Raw genomic sequence first — 17,025 nt, 5'->3', positions numbered from 1 at the left:
CGCCCGCGCGCGGAACGGTCGGGTGCATCGCGGAGGTCGGCATGGCCGCGCCGGAAACCGTTCTCGACAAGCTTCCCCCGCAGAATCTCGACGCGGAGATGGGCGTTCTCGGCGCGATGCTGCTGGACCGGGAGGCGATCGGGCACGCCATCGAGGCCATCACCGCGGACAGTTTCTACAAGGGCGCCCACGCCATGATCTTCTCGGCGGTCGTGGAGCTCTTCGACGCCAACGAGCCGGTGGATATCATCACCCTCTCCGAGCACCTGAAGAAGCGCAAGGAGCTCGAGGCGGTCGGCGGCGCCTCCTACATCAGCGCCCTCCTGGACGCGGTCCCCTCCGCGGCGAACGTCTCCCACCACCTAAAGATCGTGCGGGAGAAGGCCCTCCTCAGGCGGCTCATCGCCGCCGCCTCCGGCATCGTCAGCCGCTGCTACGACGGCGGCGAGGAGGTCAACGAGCTTCTCGACGAGGCCGAGCGGGAGATCTTCGACATCGCCCAGCGCCGCGACACCCAGGGGTTCGTCAAGGTCGGCGAACTGATCAAGCACAGCATCGAGACGGTCGAGAGCCTCTACCAGAAGAAGGAGTACGTCACCGGCGTCCCCACCGGCTACACGGACCTCGACACGCACACGGCGGGGTTCCAGCCCTCCGACCTGATCATCATCGCGGCCCGCCCCTCGATGGGGAAGACGAGTCTCGCCCTGAACATCGCCGAGCATGCCGCGATCGTCGGGAAGATCCCGACCGCGGTCTTCAGCCTCGAGATGGCGCGGGAGCAGCTCGTGCTGCGGATGCTCTGCTCCCACGCCCGCGTCAGCGCCCACAACGTCCGCACCGGCTTCATCTCGGAGAAGCATGACTTCCCGAAACTCGTCAATGCGGCGGGGAAGCTCGCCGCGGCGCCGATCTACATCGACGACAGTCCCGCCCTCTCCGTGCTTGAGATGCGCGCGAAGGCGCGGCGCCTCGCCGCGCGCGAGAAGATCGGCCTGGTGATCGTGGACTATCTGCAGCTGATGCGCTCCTACTCGAAAAAGGTGGAGAACCGGCAGCAGGAGATCTCGGAGATCTCGCGCTCGCTCAAGGCGCTCGCCCGCGAGCTCGCGGTCCCGGTGATCGTCCTCTCCCAGCTCAACCGGGAGGCCGAGGCGAGGCCGGATCACCGCCCGCGCCTCTCGGATCTGCGTGAGTCGGGCGCCATCGAGCAGGACGCGGACGTCGTGCTGCTCCTTTTCCGGGAGGAGTACTACGAGCCGGACAACGAGGAGGCCAAGGGGAGGGCGGAGGTGATCATCGCCAAGCAGCGGAACGGGCCGGTCGGAAACGTCAAGCTTACCTTCCTCGAGGAGTGCACGCATTTCGAGAACTACACCCCGCGCGGAGACGAGGAGGGCACCCCCGTTGACGGCTGATCGCCGCTGGACGACTCAAACCGGGCGCGGGCGAAACCGTCGGGGGCCGCGCGGGCTCGGACCGCTGGGGCGCCTCGCCGCCGCCGCGTCTCTGGCCGTTTCCCTCCTCGGCGCCGGGCGCGCCGCCGCCCTGCAGTGCGAGGGGGAGAAGGTGACGGCCGTCGCCGTGATGGGGAACCGCACGGTGAGCGACACGCTGATCTTCAACAAGCTCGAGACGCGGGAGGAGGGGCTCTTCAGCGAGGAGACGGTCAGGGCGGACGTCACCCGCCTCTACGAGCTGGGCTACTTCGCCAACATCAGCGTCGACGTCGAGCGCGCCGAGGGGGGGGTCAAGGTCGCCTACGTCGTGAAGGAGAAGCCCGAACTGAGGGAGATAGGGTTCAAGGGCAACGCGGCGCTGTCGACCGAGCGGCTCCGGCGCGAGATGAAGTCCAAACCCGGCGAGGCGCTGAACGAGAGGCTCCTCGTGGAGGATCAGGACGCCCTCTCGAAACTGTACGCGGCGGAGGGGTTCCCGGCGGCGGAGGTGCGGTACGAAATCGTGACCCACACGGAACGGCCCGAGGCGATCGCGGTCTTCACGGTGCGCGAGGGGGAGCGGCAGGCGATCAGCCGCATCGTCTTCTCCGGGAACGACCATGTCCCGGCGAAACGCCTCGTGACGCTGATGCAGACGAAGCGCCGCGCCCCCTGGCCGCTCTTCAAGTGGCCGCTGAGCTACCTGTACTCGACCGGCCTGCTGGACGAGGACGCGTTCTCCGACGACCTCGAGCGGATCAGGGCCTACTACGCCTCGCTCGGCTACGTGGACATGAAGTACGGCGCGGTGGAGAAGAAGCTCTCCCCCGACGGCCGCTTCATCGACATCGAGATCGCGGTCGAGGAGGGGGGCACCTACCAGGTGGGCGAGGTCACGATCTCGGGCAACAAAATCTACGACACGGACGAGCTCCGGCGCGCGCTCACCATGGGGCCCGACAGCGTCTTCTCCCCCAATGCCCTGCAGGCGGACATCAACGCGGTCCGGGCGCTCTACTTCGCCAAGGGGCACACGGACGCCGAGATCGCCAGCGAGAAGCGGCTGAATCCCGAGACCGGCCGGATCGACATCGCCTACGCGGTAAAGGAGTACGACCCGTACTACGTAGGGAGGATCGACATCCGCGGCAACACCCGGACCAAGGACCACGTCATCCGGCGCGAGATCGGCGTGATGCCCGGAGACGTCTTCAACGCCCTCAAGATCCAGCGGAGCCGGGAGCGGCTGGAGAACACCGGCTACTTCGACTCGGTGAAGGTCGCGTCGTCGCCGGGTGAGGAGGGGCGGACGCAAAACCTGTCGGTGGATCTGGAGGAGGGGAAGACCGGGCAGCTCAGCTTCGGGGCCGGCTTCAGCTCGATCGACGGGTTCATCGGATTCGCGGAGATCGCCCAGAGCAACTTCGACGCGTTGAATCTCCCGTACTTCACCGGCGGCGGGCAGAAGCTCAGGGTGCGGGCGGAGCTCGGATTCGAGCGGCAGGACTTCCTCTTCAGTTTCACCGAGCCGTACTTCATGGGGCGGAAACTCGCCGCGGGCTTCGACCTGTACTCCCGCAACAGCCAGTACCTGAGCGACTACTTCAACGAGGACCGCCTCGGAGGCGATCTCCGCCTCGGCAAGGCGTTCGGGGAGTTCTACCGCGGGGACGTCGTCTACAAGATGGAGAACGTCCGCATGGACGTCGACGACGACGCCTCGGCCGAGATGCGGGCCGAGGACGGCGACAGCCTCATCAGCTCCGTCAGCTTCGGGCTCTCCCGCGACACCCGCGACTCGATCGTCTTCCCGCACCGCGGCGACGTCTCGAGCGTGACGGCGGAGTTCGCGGGCCTCGGCGGCGACGCGGAGTTCGTCAAGATCGAGGCGATGGCAAGCCAGTATTTCGTCCCGATCGAAAGCTTCCCCGACCACGTGGTCAGGGTCGCCGGGACGGCGGGCCTCGGGCGGGCGTACGGCGACTCCTCGGATATCCCGATGTCGGAGCGGTTCTTCCTCGGCGGCGGCGACAGCATCCGCGGTTTCGAGTACCGCGACGTGGGCCCGCGCGACTCCAACGACGAGCCGATCGGGGGCGAGGCGATGATCGCCGGGAGCCTGGAGTACACCTTTCCGCTCGTCTCCAAGATCCGGGGCGCCGCCTTCTTCGACATGGGGAACGTCTACTCGACGCCCAGCGATTTCATGGACGGCATCGTGGCGTCGGTCGGGATGGGCGTGCGTCTGAACCTCCCCGTCGGCCCGATCAAGCTCGACTACGGCATCCCGATCATCACCGACGATTGGACCGAGGGGGAGAACGGCGCGTTCAGCTTCAACGTGGGGACGATCTTCTAGGGGGGAGACCGGGATGGGCGTGAGGCCAAGACGGGCTGCCGCGGCGCTGCTCGCGGCGGGGTGTGCGTGCGCGGCGGCCGTGGCGGGGGCCGCCGGCGTCAAGATCGGCTACATCGAGGTGGAGCGGGTGTTCGAGAAGTACCAGAAGACCCTCGATCTGAACGAGAAGCTCCAGCAGGAGCGCAAGGAGAAGATCGCCGCGCGGAAGACGATGGTGGAGGAGATCAACGCGCTGAAGGACGAGGCGGATCTCCTGCGCGATGAGCCGAAAAAGAAGAAGGAGGCGGTCGTTGACGAGAAGGTCAAGGCGCTCTATCAGTTCGAGGAGAAGGTGAAGCGCGAGGCGGTGCAGAAGCAGGCGCGCCTCCAGGAGGAGATCCTCGGCGACATACGCGCCGCGCTGGCCGAAATCGGGAGGGCGGACGGGTACGCCCTGATCCTCTCCTTCACCGCCGAGGAGATCGGGTACCGCGCCGATGCGCTGGATCTCACCGAGGGGATCGTCAAGGCGCTCAACAAGAAGTACGCCGACGCGAGGAGATAGCGGGCAACAAGCGGCGTCAACGAGGGGTGCACCATGAAGATCACATTGAAGGAGATCGCCTCCCTGATCGGCGGGGAGATAGAGGGGGACCCGAAAGCCGTGATCACCGGCGCATCGGGGATCAAGGAGGCGCGGGAGGGGCATCTCACCTTCCTCGCCAATCCGAAATACGCGCCGCTGCTCGAGACGACGCGGGCCGCGGCGGTGGTGGTCCAGAAAGGGCTCAAGGTCGCCTCGGCGTGCGCCCTGGTCCGGGTCGACAACCCGTCGTTCGCCTTCTCGAAACTGATCGAGCTCTTCGGCCCGAAGAAGCCCGAGTTCCCGAAGGGGGTCGACGCGCGGGCCGCGGTCGGGAAGAAGGCGGTGCTCGGCGCGGATGTCTCAATCGGTCCGTTCGCGGTGGTGGAGGACGGGGCCGTCATCGGCGACCGCACCGTCATCCGGAGCGGCGTCTACATCGGCCACGAAACCTCCATCGGCGAGGATTGCCACATCTACCCGAACGTCATCATCCGGGAGCGCTGCGTCGTCGGCCGGCGGGTGAGCATCCACAGCGGCAGCGTGATCGGGAGCGACGGCTTCGGCTACGTCGCGGTCAAGGGGGTCCACCAGAAGATCCCCCAGATCGGCACCGTGGAGATCGAGGACGACGTGGAGATCGGCTCGAACGTGACGATCGACCGCGCCCGCTTCGAGAAGACGATCATCCGGAAGGGGACGAAGATCGACAACCTCGTCCAGATCGCCCACAACTGCGACATTGGGGAGAACTCGATCATCGTGGCGCAGGTGGGGATCTCGGGGAGCACCACGGTCGGGAGGAACGTGATCCTGGCCGGGCAGGTCGGCGTCGTCGGGCACGTGACGATCGGCGACAACACGATCATCGGCGCCAAGGGCGGCGTCTCCAAGAACGTGCCCCCGAACTCGTTCTACATCGGCATCCCGGCGATGGAGGGGAAGGGGTTCAAGAAGGTGCACGCCGCGCTCCTGCGCCTGCCGCAGCTTATCCGGAAGGTCCGCCGGATCGAACAGCGTCTCGAAAAGGGCGGGAGGCCCGGGCGGAACGATGCCGAACCAGCGCACGATTAAGACCCCCGTCTGCCTGACGGGCGTCGGGGTGCACACGGGCAGCAAGACCCGCCTGGTCTTCACGCCCGCCCCCCCGGACACCGGCGTGCGGTTCGTGCGCACGGACCTCCCCGGCGCGCCCGCGGTCCCCGCGCTCGCCTGCAACGTCTCCGACGTCCGCCGCGGCACGACGATCTCCCTCGACGGGGCGGAGGTCCACACGGTGGAGCACGTCCTCGCGGCGATCCGCGGCTGCGGGCTCGACAACGTGGTCGTCGAACTCGACGCCAACGAGCCCCCCGTGGGCGACGGGAGCGCCGTGGCGTACGTGCGGATGATCAGATCGGCCGGGATCGAGGAGCAGGACGCCCCGCGGCGGGAGCTCGTCCTCTCCGAGCCGGTCTGGGTGGCCAAGGACAACGCCGCCATCGCCGTCATACCCGCCCCCGAGTTCAGGATCTCCTACACGATGGATTTCAGGCACCCGACGCTCCCCGCCCAGTTCGTGAGCTTCTTGTTGAACGAGGAGACGTTCGAGCGCGAGATCGCGCCGGGGCGCACCTTCTGCTTCTACCACGAGATCGAGTACCTGGTCTCCCAGGGGCTGATCAAGGGCGGGAGCCTCGAGTGCGCCGTGGTGATCGGCGACGGGGTGATCTACAGCAAGGAGCGGCTCCGGTTCCCCGACGAGTTTGCCCGCCACAAGGTCCTGGATATCATCGGCGACCTGTGCCTCGTGGGCACGCACCTGCGCGCCCACGTGATCGCGATGCGCTCGGGGCACGAACTGAACGTGGAGGTCGCCCGCAAGCTCGCGGCGCTCGCCGTTCGCGGCAAGGCGCCCGTTCGAACGCATGCACAGGAGGGAACCGTGATGGACATCCAGGAGATCAGGCGCATCCTCCCCCACCGATTCCCCTTCCTGCTGGTGGACCGGATCGTGGAGGTCAGCGGGAGGGAGAGGATCGTGGGGATAAAGAACGTCACCGCGAACGAGCCGTTCTTCACCGGGCACTTCCCGCAGCGGCCGGTGATGCCCGGCGTCCTCATCATTGAGGCGCTCGCGCAGACCGCCGGGGTTCTGATGCTCGGCACCCAGGAGAACCTCGGCAAGCTCGCCTTCTTCATGGGGATCGAGAACGCGAAGTTCCGGAAACCGGTGATCCCCGGCGACCAGCTTCGCCTCGAGGTGGAGGTCATCCGCTGGAAGACCAAGACCGGCAGGGTGCGGGGCATCGCCCGGGTGGACGGGAAGGTCGCCGCGGAGGCGGAGCTGACGTTCAGCTTTATCTAGGCACGCAACAGGCGGGGAAGCCGATGGCGAGGATCCACCCTACGGCGGTCGTACACCCGAAGGCGGAGCTGGCGGAGGGCGTCGAGATCGGCGCCTACAGCATCGTCGGGGAGCATGTGCGCATCGGCTGCGGCACGACGGTCGGGCCGCACACGGTGATCACCGGGCGGACGCGCATCGGCGCGCGGAACCGGATATTCCAGTTCGCCTCGATCGGAGAGGTAAACCAGGATCTCAAGTATCGGGGGGAGGAGACGCGCCTCGTCATCGGGGACGATAACACGATCCGGGAGTTCGTGACGATGCAGATCGGCACGGTGACGGGGCGCTCCGAGACCGTCGTCGGCAGCCGCAACCTGTTCATGGTCTACTGCCATGTCGCGCACGACTGCGAGATCGGCGACGACTGCATCCTCGCCAACGCCGCGACCCTCGCCGGCCACATCCGCGTCGAGAACGCGGCGATCATCGGGGGGCTCGTCGGCATCCACCAGTTCTGCAGGGTCGGGACGATGGCGATCATCGGGGGCTGCTCGAAGGTGGTGCAGGATATCCCCCCGTACATGATGGCCGACGGGCATCCCGCGCGCGTCTGCGGCGTGAACCTGGAGGGGCTCAGGAGGAGGAACCTCCCCCGCAAGGCGGTCGCCGAGATCAAGGCGGCGCACAAGACGCTCTTTCACTCCTCCCTCAACGTGACCCAGGCGGTCGCCAGCCTGAGGTCGGAGTACCCGGCCTCGGCGTACGTCGGATCGATCGTCGGGTTCATCGAGAGCTCCTCGCGCGGCATCGCCCGTTGACGGCCACGGGGGGCGCCGCGTCGCCGCGGCGGAGACCATTCCGGATGAAGACGCTGGGCATCATCGCCGGATGCGGGGGCCTCCCGTTCGCCACGGCGCGGGAGGCCCGCCACAAGGGGGTGGAGCGTCTCGTGGCCGTGGCCTTCCCGGGCCAGACCTCGCCGGAATTTGAGGAACTGGTCGACGAGATCCACTGGGTCGGCCTGGGCCAGCTGGGGAAGCTGCTGCGCGCCTTCCGCGGCGCCGGGGTGCGCGAGGCGGTGATGGTGGGGGGACTCGAGCCGAAGTCGGTCATCAGCGTCCGTGCGCTCGACCTCCGGATGCTCGCCCTCGCGGCCCGCGTGCCGGATCGGCGCCCGGGCACGGTCCTGAAGGCGATCGCGGGGGAGCTGGAGAAGGAGGGTGTCACGCTTCTCGACTCGACGACCTACCTCTCCTCGTGCGTCGCGGGGAAGGGGGTCATGACCCGCGCCGCGCCGGGGAAGGCGGTTCTGGATGAGATCGCGTTCGGCTCCCCCCTCGCCCGCGAGCTGGCGCGGCTCGACATAGGCCAGACGGTGGTGGTCAGGAAGAAGGCGGTCGTCGCCGTCGAGGCGATGGAGGGGACCGACGAGACGCTGCGGCGCGCCGCCGCCCTCTGCCCCGAGGGGATGGTGGCGGTGAAGGTGAGCCGTCCGAGACAGGATATGCGCTTCGACGTGCCCGTGGTGGGGGAGACGACGATCAGGCTCCTCCTCGACGCGCGGGCGGCCGCGCTCGCGCTGGAGGCCGGGCGCACCATCATCCTGGATCGCGGGGAGGTGTTGCGGAAAGCCGACGCGGCCGGGATGGCGGTGGTGGGGATATAGGAAGGGGCGCGCGGGCGCGTGCGCCCGGAGCGGGCCCGAAGAGGCGGGACGGCGACCCGGGAAGCGACAGGAGAGGTTAATGGAGAGGATGCGCGTGGCGGTGGTGGGGGTGGGCAACCTCGGAAGGCACCATGCCCGGATCTACGCCGGTCTGCCGGGCGTGGAGCTCGTCGGGGTGGTGGATATCGACGACCGGGCGGCGTACAAGATCGCCCGAAAGTTCGGCACGACCCCGTACCGGAGCCTCGGCGAGATCCCCGGGACGCTGGACGCGGTGAGCGTGGTGGTCCCGACGCAGGCGCACCGCCCGGTGTCGATCGAGGCGCTCAAGCTCGGCGCGCACGTGCTCCTGGAGAAGCCGATCGCCCTGGACATGCAGGAGGCGAACGAGATCATCGACGCCGCCCACTCGAGGAACCTGGTGCTCCAGATCGGGCACATCGAGCGCTTCAACCCCGCCATCGTCGCCCTGCGGAAGATACTCACGCGGGTCGGGTTCATCGAGGTCCACCGCCTCTCCCCGTACAAGCACGAGGGGACGGAGGTCGGGGTGGTGCTCGACCTGATGATCCACGATATCGACATCATCCTCACCATCGTGGCGTCGCCGCTGGTGGAGATCCAGGCGGTCGGAATCCCCGTGCTGAGCCGGAGCGAGGATATCGCCAATGCCCGCCTCCGGTTTGAGAACGGCTGCATCGCCAACGTCACCGCGAGCCGGATCAGCTTCGAGAAGGTGCGCAAGATCAGGGTGTTCCAGAGCAACGCCTACCTCTCCCTGGACTACCAGAACCAGGAGGGGATGATCTACCGGAAGGACGGCGGGGGCATCGTCCGGGAGAAGCTGCCGCTCGAGAAAGACGAGCCGCTCAAGCTCGAGATCGTGTCGTTCCTCGACTGCGTGCGCGCCTCGCGGGAGCCGCTTGTCCCCGGGGAGCAGGGGCGGCAGGCGCTCCGGGTCGCCTCGGAGATCACCCGGCTCTGCCGGGAGAACCCGCTCTACAAGGCCGCGATCGAGGAGCAGCGGACGTCGCCGCCGATCGACCTGGGGAAATTGCGCTGACCGGCGCGCGCGCCTACACGGGTACGCCGCCGGGCGGACGGTTCCCGCCTGTTTCGCGTGGGCCGTCGGTTGCGGCAAACGGCGGCCGCGGAGATGATCGTATGTCCAGGATACTCATTGTGGCCGGCGAGGAGTCGGGCGACAAGCACGCCGCGAAGCTCGCCGCGGAGATTTTGGCGCGCGATCCGTCGTGCGAGATCCGGGCGGCCGGAGGGGAACGGTTGGCGGGCGCGGGGGCGACGCTGCTCTACAACCTCGTGGAGCTGGCCGTCCTCGGGTCGGTGGAGGTGCTGCGGAACTACGCCCGCCTGCGGGCGATCTTCCACGGCCTCCTCTCCGTCGTGGAGGAGTGGAAGCCCGACGCGGTCGTGCTTGTCGATTACCCCGGGTTCAACATCCGGCTCGCCAAGAGGATCAAGAGGCGCCGCCTTCCCTCCCGGATCGTCTACTACATCTCGCCGCAGGTGTGGGCCTGGGGGACGCGGCGGAAGAAGACCATCGCGCGGATCGTGGACCGGATGCTCGTCATCCTTCCGTTCGAGAAGGGGTTCTACGCCGATACCGCCATGTCGGTGGATTTCGTCGGGCACCCGGCGCTCGACGACCTGATCTTCTCCAGGGGAGACGCGGAGTTCCGCGCGGCCGCGGGCTTCCCGCGGGACGCGCGGCTGGTCGCCCTCCTCCCCGGGAGCCGCTGGAACGAGGTGCGGCGCCACCTCCCGGCGATGCTGGAGGCGGCGGCGATGATGAAGCGGGAGCTCCCCGCGATCGAGTTCGTCACGCCGCCCCCGAAGGAACGGTTCCGTCAGTTCACCGAGGCGGCGCTCGCCGCCTCCCCGGTGCCGGTGCGCGTCGCGCCCGGGACCGTCTACGAGACGACGCGCGCGTCGGAGCTGGTCCTGGTCGCCTCGGGGACGGCGACGCTGGAGACGGCGTGCCTTTTGAAGCCGATGTTGATCGTCTACCGGGTGTCCTGGCCGACCTACTGCATCGGCCGCCTCCTGGTGAAGCTGCCGTACATCGGGCTCGTGAACGTGATCGCGGGGGAGCGGATCGTGCCCGAGTTCATCCAGCGCGATGCCTCGCCCGCGCGGATCGCCGCGGCCGGCCTCGCCCTGCTGCGCGACCGCGCCGCGTACGGGGCCGCGGTGGAGAAGCTCCGCGCGGTCCGGGCGCGCGTGGGGGGACCCGGGGCGAGCAGCCGCGCGGCCGCGGCGGTGCTCGCGGAACTGAACCGGCGCCCGGCGGCAGACCGGGGCGAGGTGCGATGAAAACCTATCTCCGGCTGCTCTCCTACCTGAAGCCGTACCGCTGGAAGCTCATCGTGGCGGTGCTCGCGATGGTGGTCTTCACGGTGCTCCAGAGCGTGAGCATCATGGCCCTCATCCCCGCCGTGGATATCGTCTTCAACGGCAAGGAGCTCGCCATACCCTCCACGGTCCACTTCCCCCTCCGCGATCGGGCGGAGCGGCTCGTCGCCTCCCTCAACGACGTTCCGCGCTACCCCAACATGCTGAACATGATCATCCTCTTCCTCCTTGTCTGCAGCGTCCTGAAGGGCGTCGCCGAGTATCTGCACGAGGTGATGCTCGAGTACGTGGGGCAGGGGGTGGTGAAGGACCTCCGCAACCACCTCTACCGCCACATCCAGAGCCTCTCGATGGACTACTTCGACCGCAAGCGGACGGGCGAGCTCGTCTCCCGGGTCAACTACGACGTCAGCTTCGTCCTCGAGGCGGTCTCCGGGCGCTTCGCCAAGACGCTGATGGACTGCATCCAGCTCCCCGCCTACGCGGCCATCGCTCTCTGCATCGAGTGGAAGCTCGCCCTCATCACGATGTTCATCTTCCCGATCATCCTCTCCCCGATCGGGATCGTGGGCCGCAAGGTCCGTCGCCTCACCAAGCGCGCACAGGAGAAGGTGGCGGACATCTCGTCAATCCTCTTCGAGACGATCTCGGGGATCGCGGTCGTCAAGGCGTTCTGCATGGAGCGGTACGAGGGACGGAAGTTCAAGCAGGAGAACCGGACCCTGTTCAGGGTGATGGTGGCCGCCGCGAAGAAGTCCGCCATCCTGAGCCCGCTCACCGAGTGGGGCGCGATGCTCGCCATCTGCTTCCTCTGCTACTACGGGGCCCGGCTCGTCATCAAGGAGGATCTGACCACCGGTTACTTCGTCGTCTTCATCGCCGCGATGGCGTCGATGGTGAAGCCGCTGAAGAACATCGGCAAGCTGAACGTCGGGTTCCAGAAGGCGATCTCGGCAGCCGACAGGATCTTCCATCTGCTGGACACCCGTCCCACCCTCACCGAGAGACCGGACGCGGTTGAGCTCCCGCGCGTGAAAGGGGAGATCATCTTCGAGCATGTGGACTTCGAGTACAGCCACGACGAGGGCGGGGTGCTGCGGGACATCAACCTCCGGGTGCGGGTCGGCGAGATCGTCGCGATCGTCGGGCCGAGCGGGTCCGGGAAGACCTCCCTCGTGAGTCTCCTCCCGCGCTTCTACGACCCGACCGCCGGGCGGATACTCATCGACGGCGTCGACCTGCGGGACGCGACGCTCCCGAGCCTCCGCGGACAGCTCGGCATCGTGACGCAGGAGACGATCCTGTTCAACGACACCGTGCGCAACAACATCGCCTACGGCCAGCAGGACGCCCCGTTCGAGAAGATCGTCGAGGCTGCGAGGATGGCCAACGCGCATGACTTCATCTCGCCGCTCCACCGCGGGTACGAGACCGTGATCGGGGAGAAGGGGGAGATGCTCTCCGGCGGGGAGCGCCAGCGTCTCGCCATCGCGCGGGCGATCCTCAAGGACCCGGCGATACTGATCCTCGACGAGGCGACCTCGGCGCTCGACACCGAATCCGAGCGCCTCGTCCAGGACGCGATCGATACCCTGATGCGCGGCAGGACCGTCTTCGTGATCGCGCACCGCCTCTCCACCGTCACGCACGCCGACCGCATCATCGTGCTCGACGACGGGCGGATCGCGCAGGAGGGGAGGCACGAGGAGCTCCTCGCCCGCGAGGGCAACTACAAGAAGCTCTACGAGATGCAGTTCAAGCCCTGACCGCGTCCCGCGTCCGGGCGAAAGGGTGCGGCCGATGGTTCGGCCTGAACGGTCCGTGGGATCGGGCGCCCGGGCGCTGCGTTTCGCCGCCCGGGTCGTCGCCGCGCCTCTGATCGCGCTGCTCGGGCGGAGCATCCGGACGGGCCTGCACCACGACCGCTTCGTCCAGGAACGGGCGCGCCGCGGCGAGGCGTGCATCTACTCCTTCTGGCACAACCGGCTCCTCCTGATGCCGAATCTCTACCGGAGGATACGGGGGACGAAGCGGATGTGCGCCCTGGTGAGCCGCAGCAGGGACGGGCAGTACATCAGCGAGGTGCTGGAGGGGTTCGGCATCTCCGCGGTGCGCGGATCGACGGCGAAGGGGGGCGAGGCCGCGATCCTGGAGATGGTGGATCGGCTCCAGGCGGGCAACGACGCGGCCGTGACCCCGGACGGGCCCCGCGGCCCCCGCTACCGCGCCCAGCCGGGCGTCATCCTCATCGCCCAGATGAGCGGCCTCCCGATCATCCCCGTCTCGGCCGACGTGAGCCGCAAGAAGCGGCTGAAGAGCTGGGACCGTTTCATCGTGCCGCTGCCCTTCGCCCGGGGGGCGCTCGTCTTCGGCGATCCGATCTGGGTGCCGCGGGAGCTCGATCCGGAGAAGCGCGATCGGCTGCGGGCCGCCCTCGAGGAGACGATGCGCGAGCTCGACCGGAAGGCGGCGGCGGCGGTGGGGGCGGAACCGGATTGACGGCGCCGGCGCGCCGCTTGGCTGGAGACGGATCGTCGATCGGTCCGGCGGATTCAGCAGCGGGCGGCGACGCGGGCGGCGCCGCGGAGCATCCTGTCCCGGATCTTCTTGCCGAGCGCTTCCCGGTGCCGCGCGCTGAGGCTGAGGAACTGCACACCCGCGAGTATGCGGGCGCCTGGGGTCTCGCGCAGATAGACGACCCGGCCGCGGGCCCGGAGCGGGCTCCCGGCCGGCGTGAGCGGAATGGTGAGGTCCAGCACGTCGCCCTGCCGCACGTCCCCCGAGACGAGCATCAGCAGGCCGCCGTCGCTCAGGTCGCGCGTCTCCGTGGGGCGGGAGGATTGGCCCGCGAGGCGATAGGCGCCCTTGAAGGCGCATCGGACCCGCGTGGTGCTTCTCCTCTCCCCAGTGCGTGGCCGTGCCATATCCCCTCCGCAGCGTACCGTCATCCTAGCGCACCCGCAGCAAGTCCGGCAAGAGGAATCGCGCGGCAGAAAGGTTGCGCCGCCCCCTCCCCGCGCGGGGACGGAGCGCCGCCTGCGCCCAAAAAACAACGCCCCCCGTGCAGGGGGGCGTTGCAGCATCCGTGCCGCCTGGCGCGGTCAGCGCGACTTCGGCCGCATCGAGAGGTCGACCCTGATGTTGCGCAAGCCGATCCGCTTCGCGACCGTTATGATGCAGGTCTGCCCCTCCTTGTCGTAGTAGCGGGTGCTGCTGCGGGAGTCGACATAGCTCATCTCCTGCCAGCCGTGGAGCGGCATCTGCTGCTGGAAGAAGGCGAGGACGTTGTTGATGTCGCTGCGCCCCTTGTAGACGAGGTGTCCGACGCGGGTGACGTCGTTCTGGAACGAGTACGATTCCTTGCGCACGAGGGAGAAACCTGCGGGGACCGGTATATCCTCGAACGACACGTCGTTGCTGAACTGGGTGTGCGCCGAAGCCCCCTGCGGTGCGCCCGACTTGCAGCCGCCGACCAGGGCAACCGACGCCGCAGCGATCCCGACGACGAACCACGTCGACCATCTCTTCATGCCTGACCTCCCCCTGCGCAACCGTGGATATACGACCGCCCAATGCCGCGCCGTCCTCCCGGGCGCGGGATCCAACCCTTGCGCTGCATCATACCCCCCTGCCGCGAGGGGTGTCAACAGTATTTTGGCCCGCCGAGTGCAACGGTTCCAGGTGCGTGGTGCTCTCGACGTCGAGGCGGCGCTTCAACGCCTGCTTGACCCTCCCCGAGATGGCGTGCGCCTCCTCGATGCTCATCCGCGGGGGGAAGCCGAGGTGGAGGGTCAGCTCGAGGTGGTCCCCGTAGGCGTGTGCGTGGAGGTGGTGCGCGTGGGCGACCTCGGGCGCGGCGTCGGCGACGATCTCCATGACGCGGCGCTCGAGGTCGGGGGCGGGCGCCTCGCCCATGGAGAGGCTGGAGGCGGACCTGAGCACGTCGTACGCGGCGTAGCCGATGAGAAGGGAGACGGCGGCGCCCATCGCCCCGTCGATCCAGCCGAGGCGTCCGCCGAAGAGGCCGCCCGCCAGGATCAGGGCGGAGGCCACGGCGTCGCTGCGGTGGTGCCAGCCGTCCGCGACGAGGGCGGCCGAGGCGGTCTTTCCGCCCGCCCAGATGGAGAAGCGCGCCATCGCCTCCTTCACGACGACCGAAACGAGGAACAGGGCGGCCGCGGCCGTGCCGAACCGGGCGGCGGGATACCGTTCCGGGTGGCGCAGCTTGAGGATCGACTCGTGGAGGAAGAAGAAGGCGACCACGGCGAGGAGGGTGCCGATGACGATCGCCGCCACCAGCTCGGCGCGCCCGTGGCCGAACGGGTGTTTGTCGTCCGCCGGGCGTCCGGAGACCCAGAATCCGAGGATCACGACCGCCGAGGTGAGCGAATCGGAGAGCGTGTGCCATGCGTCCGCGACGATCGCCAACGAACCGCAGGCCGCCCCCAGCCAGAGCTTCGCGGCGAAGAGCGCCGTGTTCAGGACGATGGAGACGCTTCCCTCGAGGTAGCCCCACGCCCGCCTGGTCATCGCGCGGCTCCTTCTCCTCTTCCGCGTCCAGTATAGGGAATCGCCGCCCACGCGGCCAGCGGAAAGCGCCACACACGCGTCCGCCGGGGGGGAATGGCGCGGGGGAGATCTCGTGCCCGGAGGCGGTCACACGGCTTTGGGATTGACGCTGTCGAAGCGCGTGTGGTAGCGTAGTCCGCGTGCGCGCGGGCCGGGGCCCGGCGCACCGCGGGGAGGGACGGCGGGTGGCGGACAGAGATCGGATCGCGCGGATCGTCCGGGAGGTCGCGGGCCGGTACCCGTCCGCGGCGTCCGCGGAGGCGCCGGAGGCGAAGCCGGCCGCGCGTCCGCGCAGCGTCGCCCTCGGGGCCGATCACGGCGGGCTCGCCCTCAAAAACCTTTTGCGCGGCTACCTCGAGGACCTCGGCTACGCGGTGAAGGATTTTGGCACCTACACGAAGGACGCCGTCGACTATCCCGATTACGCCGCGGCGGTGGCGCGCGCGGTCGCCTCGGGCGGCTACGATCGCGGGATCGTCGTCGACGGGGCCGGCATCGGCTCGTGCATGGCGGCGAACAAGGTGCGGGGAGCGCGGGCCGCGATGTGCTACGACGTCAGGACCGCTGTCAACAGCCGCGAACACAACTGCGCCAACGTGCTGACGCTCGGCGGCCCGCTGCTGGACCCCGCGGCGGCGAAGGAGATCGTGAAGGTGTGGATGGAGACGCCGTTCGGCGGCGGGCGGCACCAGCGGCGCGTGGACAAGATCATGGCGCTGGAAAAAGAGTAGAGGGCGGCGCGGCGGAGAGCGCGGAGGAAACGAGGATGAAGCTCTGGCACGCGCACTCTTTTCTCTGTGTCCTTTGTGGCGCCGCTGAAGCATGCAACCCCGGGGGAGGGATATGGACTCAGGCGAACTTGCGCGGCTGGTGACGAGGGAGGTGCTCGCGAGGCTGAAGGGGCTGCCGGCGGGCGGACAGGGCCCCACCTGCACCCTCGCCGACCTCTGTTCGGCGTGCGGGCGGTGCGCCACCGCGCGGGAGGATACGGTCCGCCGGTTCAAGACGGACGGCGCGGCGCGCATCTCGGCTTCGAGCGGCATCGGCAAGGTGGCGAACGACCTGGCGGGGATGATCGACCACACCCTCCTGAAGGCCGACGCCACCGCCACGCAGGTGGAGAACCTCTGCCGGGAGGCGGCCGAGTACCGGTTCTGCTCGGTCTGCGTGAACCCGTGGTTCGTGCCGCTCTGCGCGAAGCTGTTGCGCCGCACCGGGGTCAAGGTCTGCACGGTGATCGGTTTTCCGCTCGGGGCCACGACGCCGGAGACCAAGGCGTTCGAGGCGCGGAACGCGATCGGAGAGGGCGCCGGGGAGGTCGACATGGTGCTGAACATCGGCGCGATGAAGTCGGGCGACTACCGGCTGGTCGAGAAGGATATCCGGGGCGTCGTGCGCGCCGCGCAGGGGGAGACGGTCGTCAAGGTGATCCTCGAGACCTGCCTGCTCACCAACCCCGAGAAGGTGAAGGCCTGCGAGATCGCCAAGACGGCGGGGGCGGATTTCGTGAAGACCTCCACCGGATTCAGCACCGGCGGGGCCACCGCCGAGGATATCGCCCTGATGCGCAAAACGGTCGGGGCGGAGATGGGGGTCAAGGCCTCGGGCGGCGTCCGCTCCAAGGAGGATGCGGAGAAGCTGGTCAAGGCGGGGGCGAGCCGCCTCGGGGCCAGCGCCAGCATCAAGATCGTCTCCGGGAAGGGCGCGGGGGGGGCGGCGTACTGAACG

16 protein-coding genes are annotated in these 17,025 nt (G+C 68.3%); 13 read left to right on the top strand and 3 right to left on the bottom strand.

Translation table 11 applies throughout. The features are described from left to right. Positions 1-41 precede the first annotated feature (41 nt). The 11 genes from dnaB (at position 42) to GXY35_05805 (ending at position 13,227) form a co-directional block, all read left to right on the top strand. Positions 42-1,418 carry a replicative DNA helicase gene (gene dnaB / locus GXY35_05855; GenBank protein NLW94101.1) on the top strand — a complete coding sequence of 459 codons (1,377 nt, stop codon included), beginning with the start codon at positions 42-44 and terminating at the stop codon, positions 1,416-1,418. Beyond that, positions 1,408-3,798: an outer membrane protein assembly factor BamA gene (gene bamA / locus GXY35_05850; GenBank protein NLW94100.1), complete on the top strand. Its 2,391-nt coding sequence runs from the start codon at positions 1,408-1,410 to the stop codon at positions 3,796-3,798. The genes dnaB and bamA overlap by 11 nt, the downstream gene beginning before the upstream one ends. A gap of 13 nt (positions 3,799-3,811) precedes the next feature. Then, positions 3,812-4,342, top strand: a complete 531-nt coding sequence (locus tag GXY35_05845) for an OmpH family outer membrane protein (GenBank protein NLW94099.1) — start codon at positions 3,812-3,814, stop codon at positions 4,340-4,342. Between the two features lie 33 nt (positions 4,343-4,375). Next, positions 4,376-5,434 (top strand): UDP-3-O-(3-hydroxymyristoyl)glucosamine N-acyltransferase, encoded by a 1,059-nt coding sequence (gene lpxD, locus GXY35_05840; GenBank protein ID NLW94098.1) that lies wholly within the window; start codon positions 4,376-4,378, stop codon positions 5,432-5,434. Continuing rightward, complete coding sequence (locus GXY35_05835; protein NLW94097.1) at positions 5,412-6,707, top strand: bifunctional UDP-3-O-[3-hydroxymyristoyl] N-acetylglucosamine deacetylase/3-hydroxyacyl-ACP dehydratase; 1,296 nt, start codon at positions 5,412-5,414, stop codon at positions 6,705-6,707. The genes lpxD and GXY35_05835 overlap by 23 nt, the downstream gene beginning before the upstream one ends. A gap of 23 nt (positions 6,708-6,730) precedes the next feature. Continuing rightward, on the top strand, positions 6,731-7,507 hold the full coding sequence (gene lpxA, locus GXY35_05830) for an acyl-ACP--UDP-N-acetylglucosamine O-acyltransferase (protein NLW94096.1): 777 nt from the start codon (positions 6,731-6,733) through the stop codon (positions 7,505-7,507). A 44-nt stretch (positions 7,508-7,551) separates the two neighbouring features. Further along, positions 7,552-8,355 (top strand): LpxI family protein, encoded by an 804-nt coding sequence (locus GXY35_05825; protein ID NLW94095.1) that lies wholly within the window; start codon positions 7,552-7,554, stop codon positions 8,353-8,355. Positions 8,356-8,434: 79 nt separating this feature from the next. Continuing rightward, positions 8,435-9,418, top strand: coding sequence for a Gfo/Idh/MocA family oxidoreductase (locus GXY35_05820; protein ID NLW94094.1), 984 nt, complete (start codon positions 8,435-8,437; stop codon positions 9,416-9,418). Between the two features lie 101 nt (positions 9,419-9,519). Beyond that, positions 9,520-10,689 carry a lipid-A-disaccharide synthase gene (gene lpxB, locus GXY35_05815; GenBank protein NLW94093.1) on the top strand — a complete coding sequence of 390 codons (1,170 nt, stop codon included), beginning with the start codon at positions 9,520-9,522 and terminating at the stop codon, positions 10,687-10,689. After that, positions 10,686-12,494, top strand: coding sequence for an ABC transporter ATP-binding protein (locus GXY35_05810; protein ID NLW94092.1), 1,809 nt, complete (start codon positions 10,686-10,688; stop codon positions 12,492-12,494). Before lpxB ends, GXY35_05810 begins: the two co-directional genes overlap by 4 nt. Before the next feature lie 34 nt (positions 12,495-12,528). Then, positions 12,529-13,227 carry a lysophospholipid acyltransferase family protein gene (locus GXY35_05805; protein NLW94091.1) on the top strand — a complete coding sequence of 233 codons (699 nt, stop codon included), beginning with the start codon at positions 12,529-12,531 and terminating at the stop codon, positions 13,225-13,227. Positions 13,228-13,280: 53 nt separating this feature from the next. Here the strand turns inward: GXY35_05805 and GXY35_05800 are convergent, their stop codons facing one another. The 3 genes from GXY35_05800 to GXY35_05790 all read right to left on the bottom strand — a co-directional run bounded on the left by GXY35_05800 (position 13,281) and on the right by GXY35_05790 (position 15,258). Beyond that, the gene (locus GXY35_05800) at positions 13,281-13,652 is read right to left on the bottom strand and encodes a PilZ domain-containing protein (GenBank protein ID NLW94090.1); all 372 of its coding nucleotides are present in this window, start codon (positions 13,650-13,652) and stop codon (positions 13,281-13,283) included. 177 nt (positions 13,653-13,829) lie between these two features. Continuing rightward, on the bottom strand, positions 13,830-14,258 hold the full coding sequence (locus tag GXY35_05795; GenBank protein ID NLW94089.1) for a hypothetical protein: 429 nt from the start codon (positions 14,256-14,258) through the stop codon (positions 13,830-13,832). A gap of 88 nt (positions 14,259-14,346) precedes the next feature. Continuing rightward, complete coding sequence (locus tag GXY35_05790) at positions 14,347-15,258, bottom strand: cation transporter (GenBank protein NLW94088.1); 912 nt, start codon at positions 15,256-15,258, stop codon at positions 14,347-14,349. A gap of 251 nt (positions 15,259-15,509) precedes the next feature. On the opposite strand from GXY35_05790, the gene rpiB reads away from it, so the two are divergent. Next, positions 15,510-16,028 carry a ribose 5-phosphate isomerase B gene (gene rpiB, locus GXY35_05785; protein NLW94087.1) on the top strand — a complete coding sequence of 173 codons (519 nt, stop codon included), beginning with the start codon at positions 15,510-15,512 and terminating at the stop codon, positions 16,026-16,028. A gap of 112 nt (positions 16,029-16,140) precedes the next feature. Beyond that, entirely contained in the window at positions 16,141-17,022 is an 882-nt protein-coding gene (deoC, locus tag GXY35_05780; GenBank protein NLW94086.1) for a deoxyribose-phosphate aldolase, read from the top strand. The last annotated feature ends 3 nt before the right edge of the window (positions 17,023-17,025 follow it).

The sequence above is a fragment of the Chlamydiota bacterium genome, from assembly GCA_012729785.1.
Taxonomy (GTDB): Bacteria; Auribacterota; Tritonobacteria; order UBA1439; family UBA1439; genus UBA1439.
This window is presented reverse-complemented; position numbering and strand designations above follow the sequence as displayed.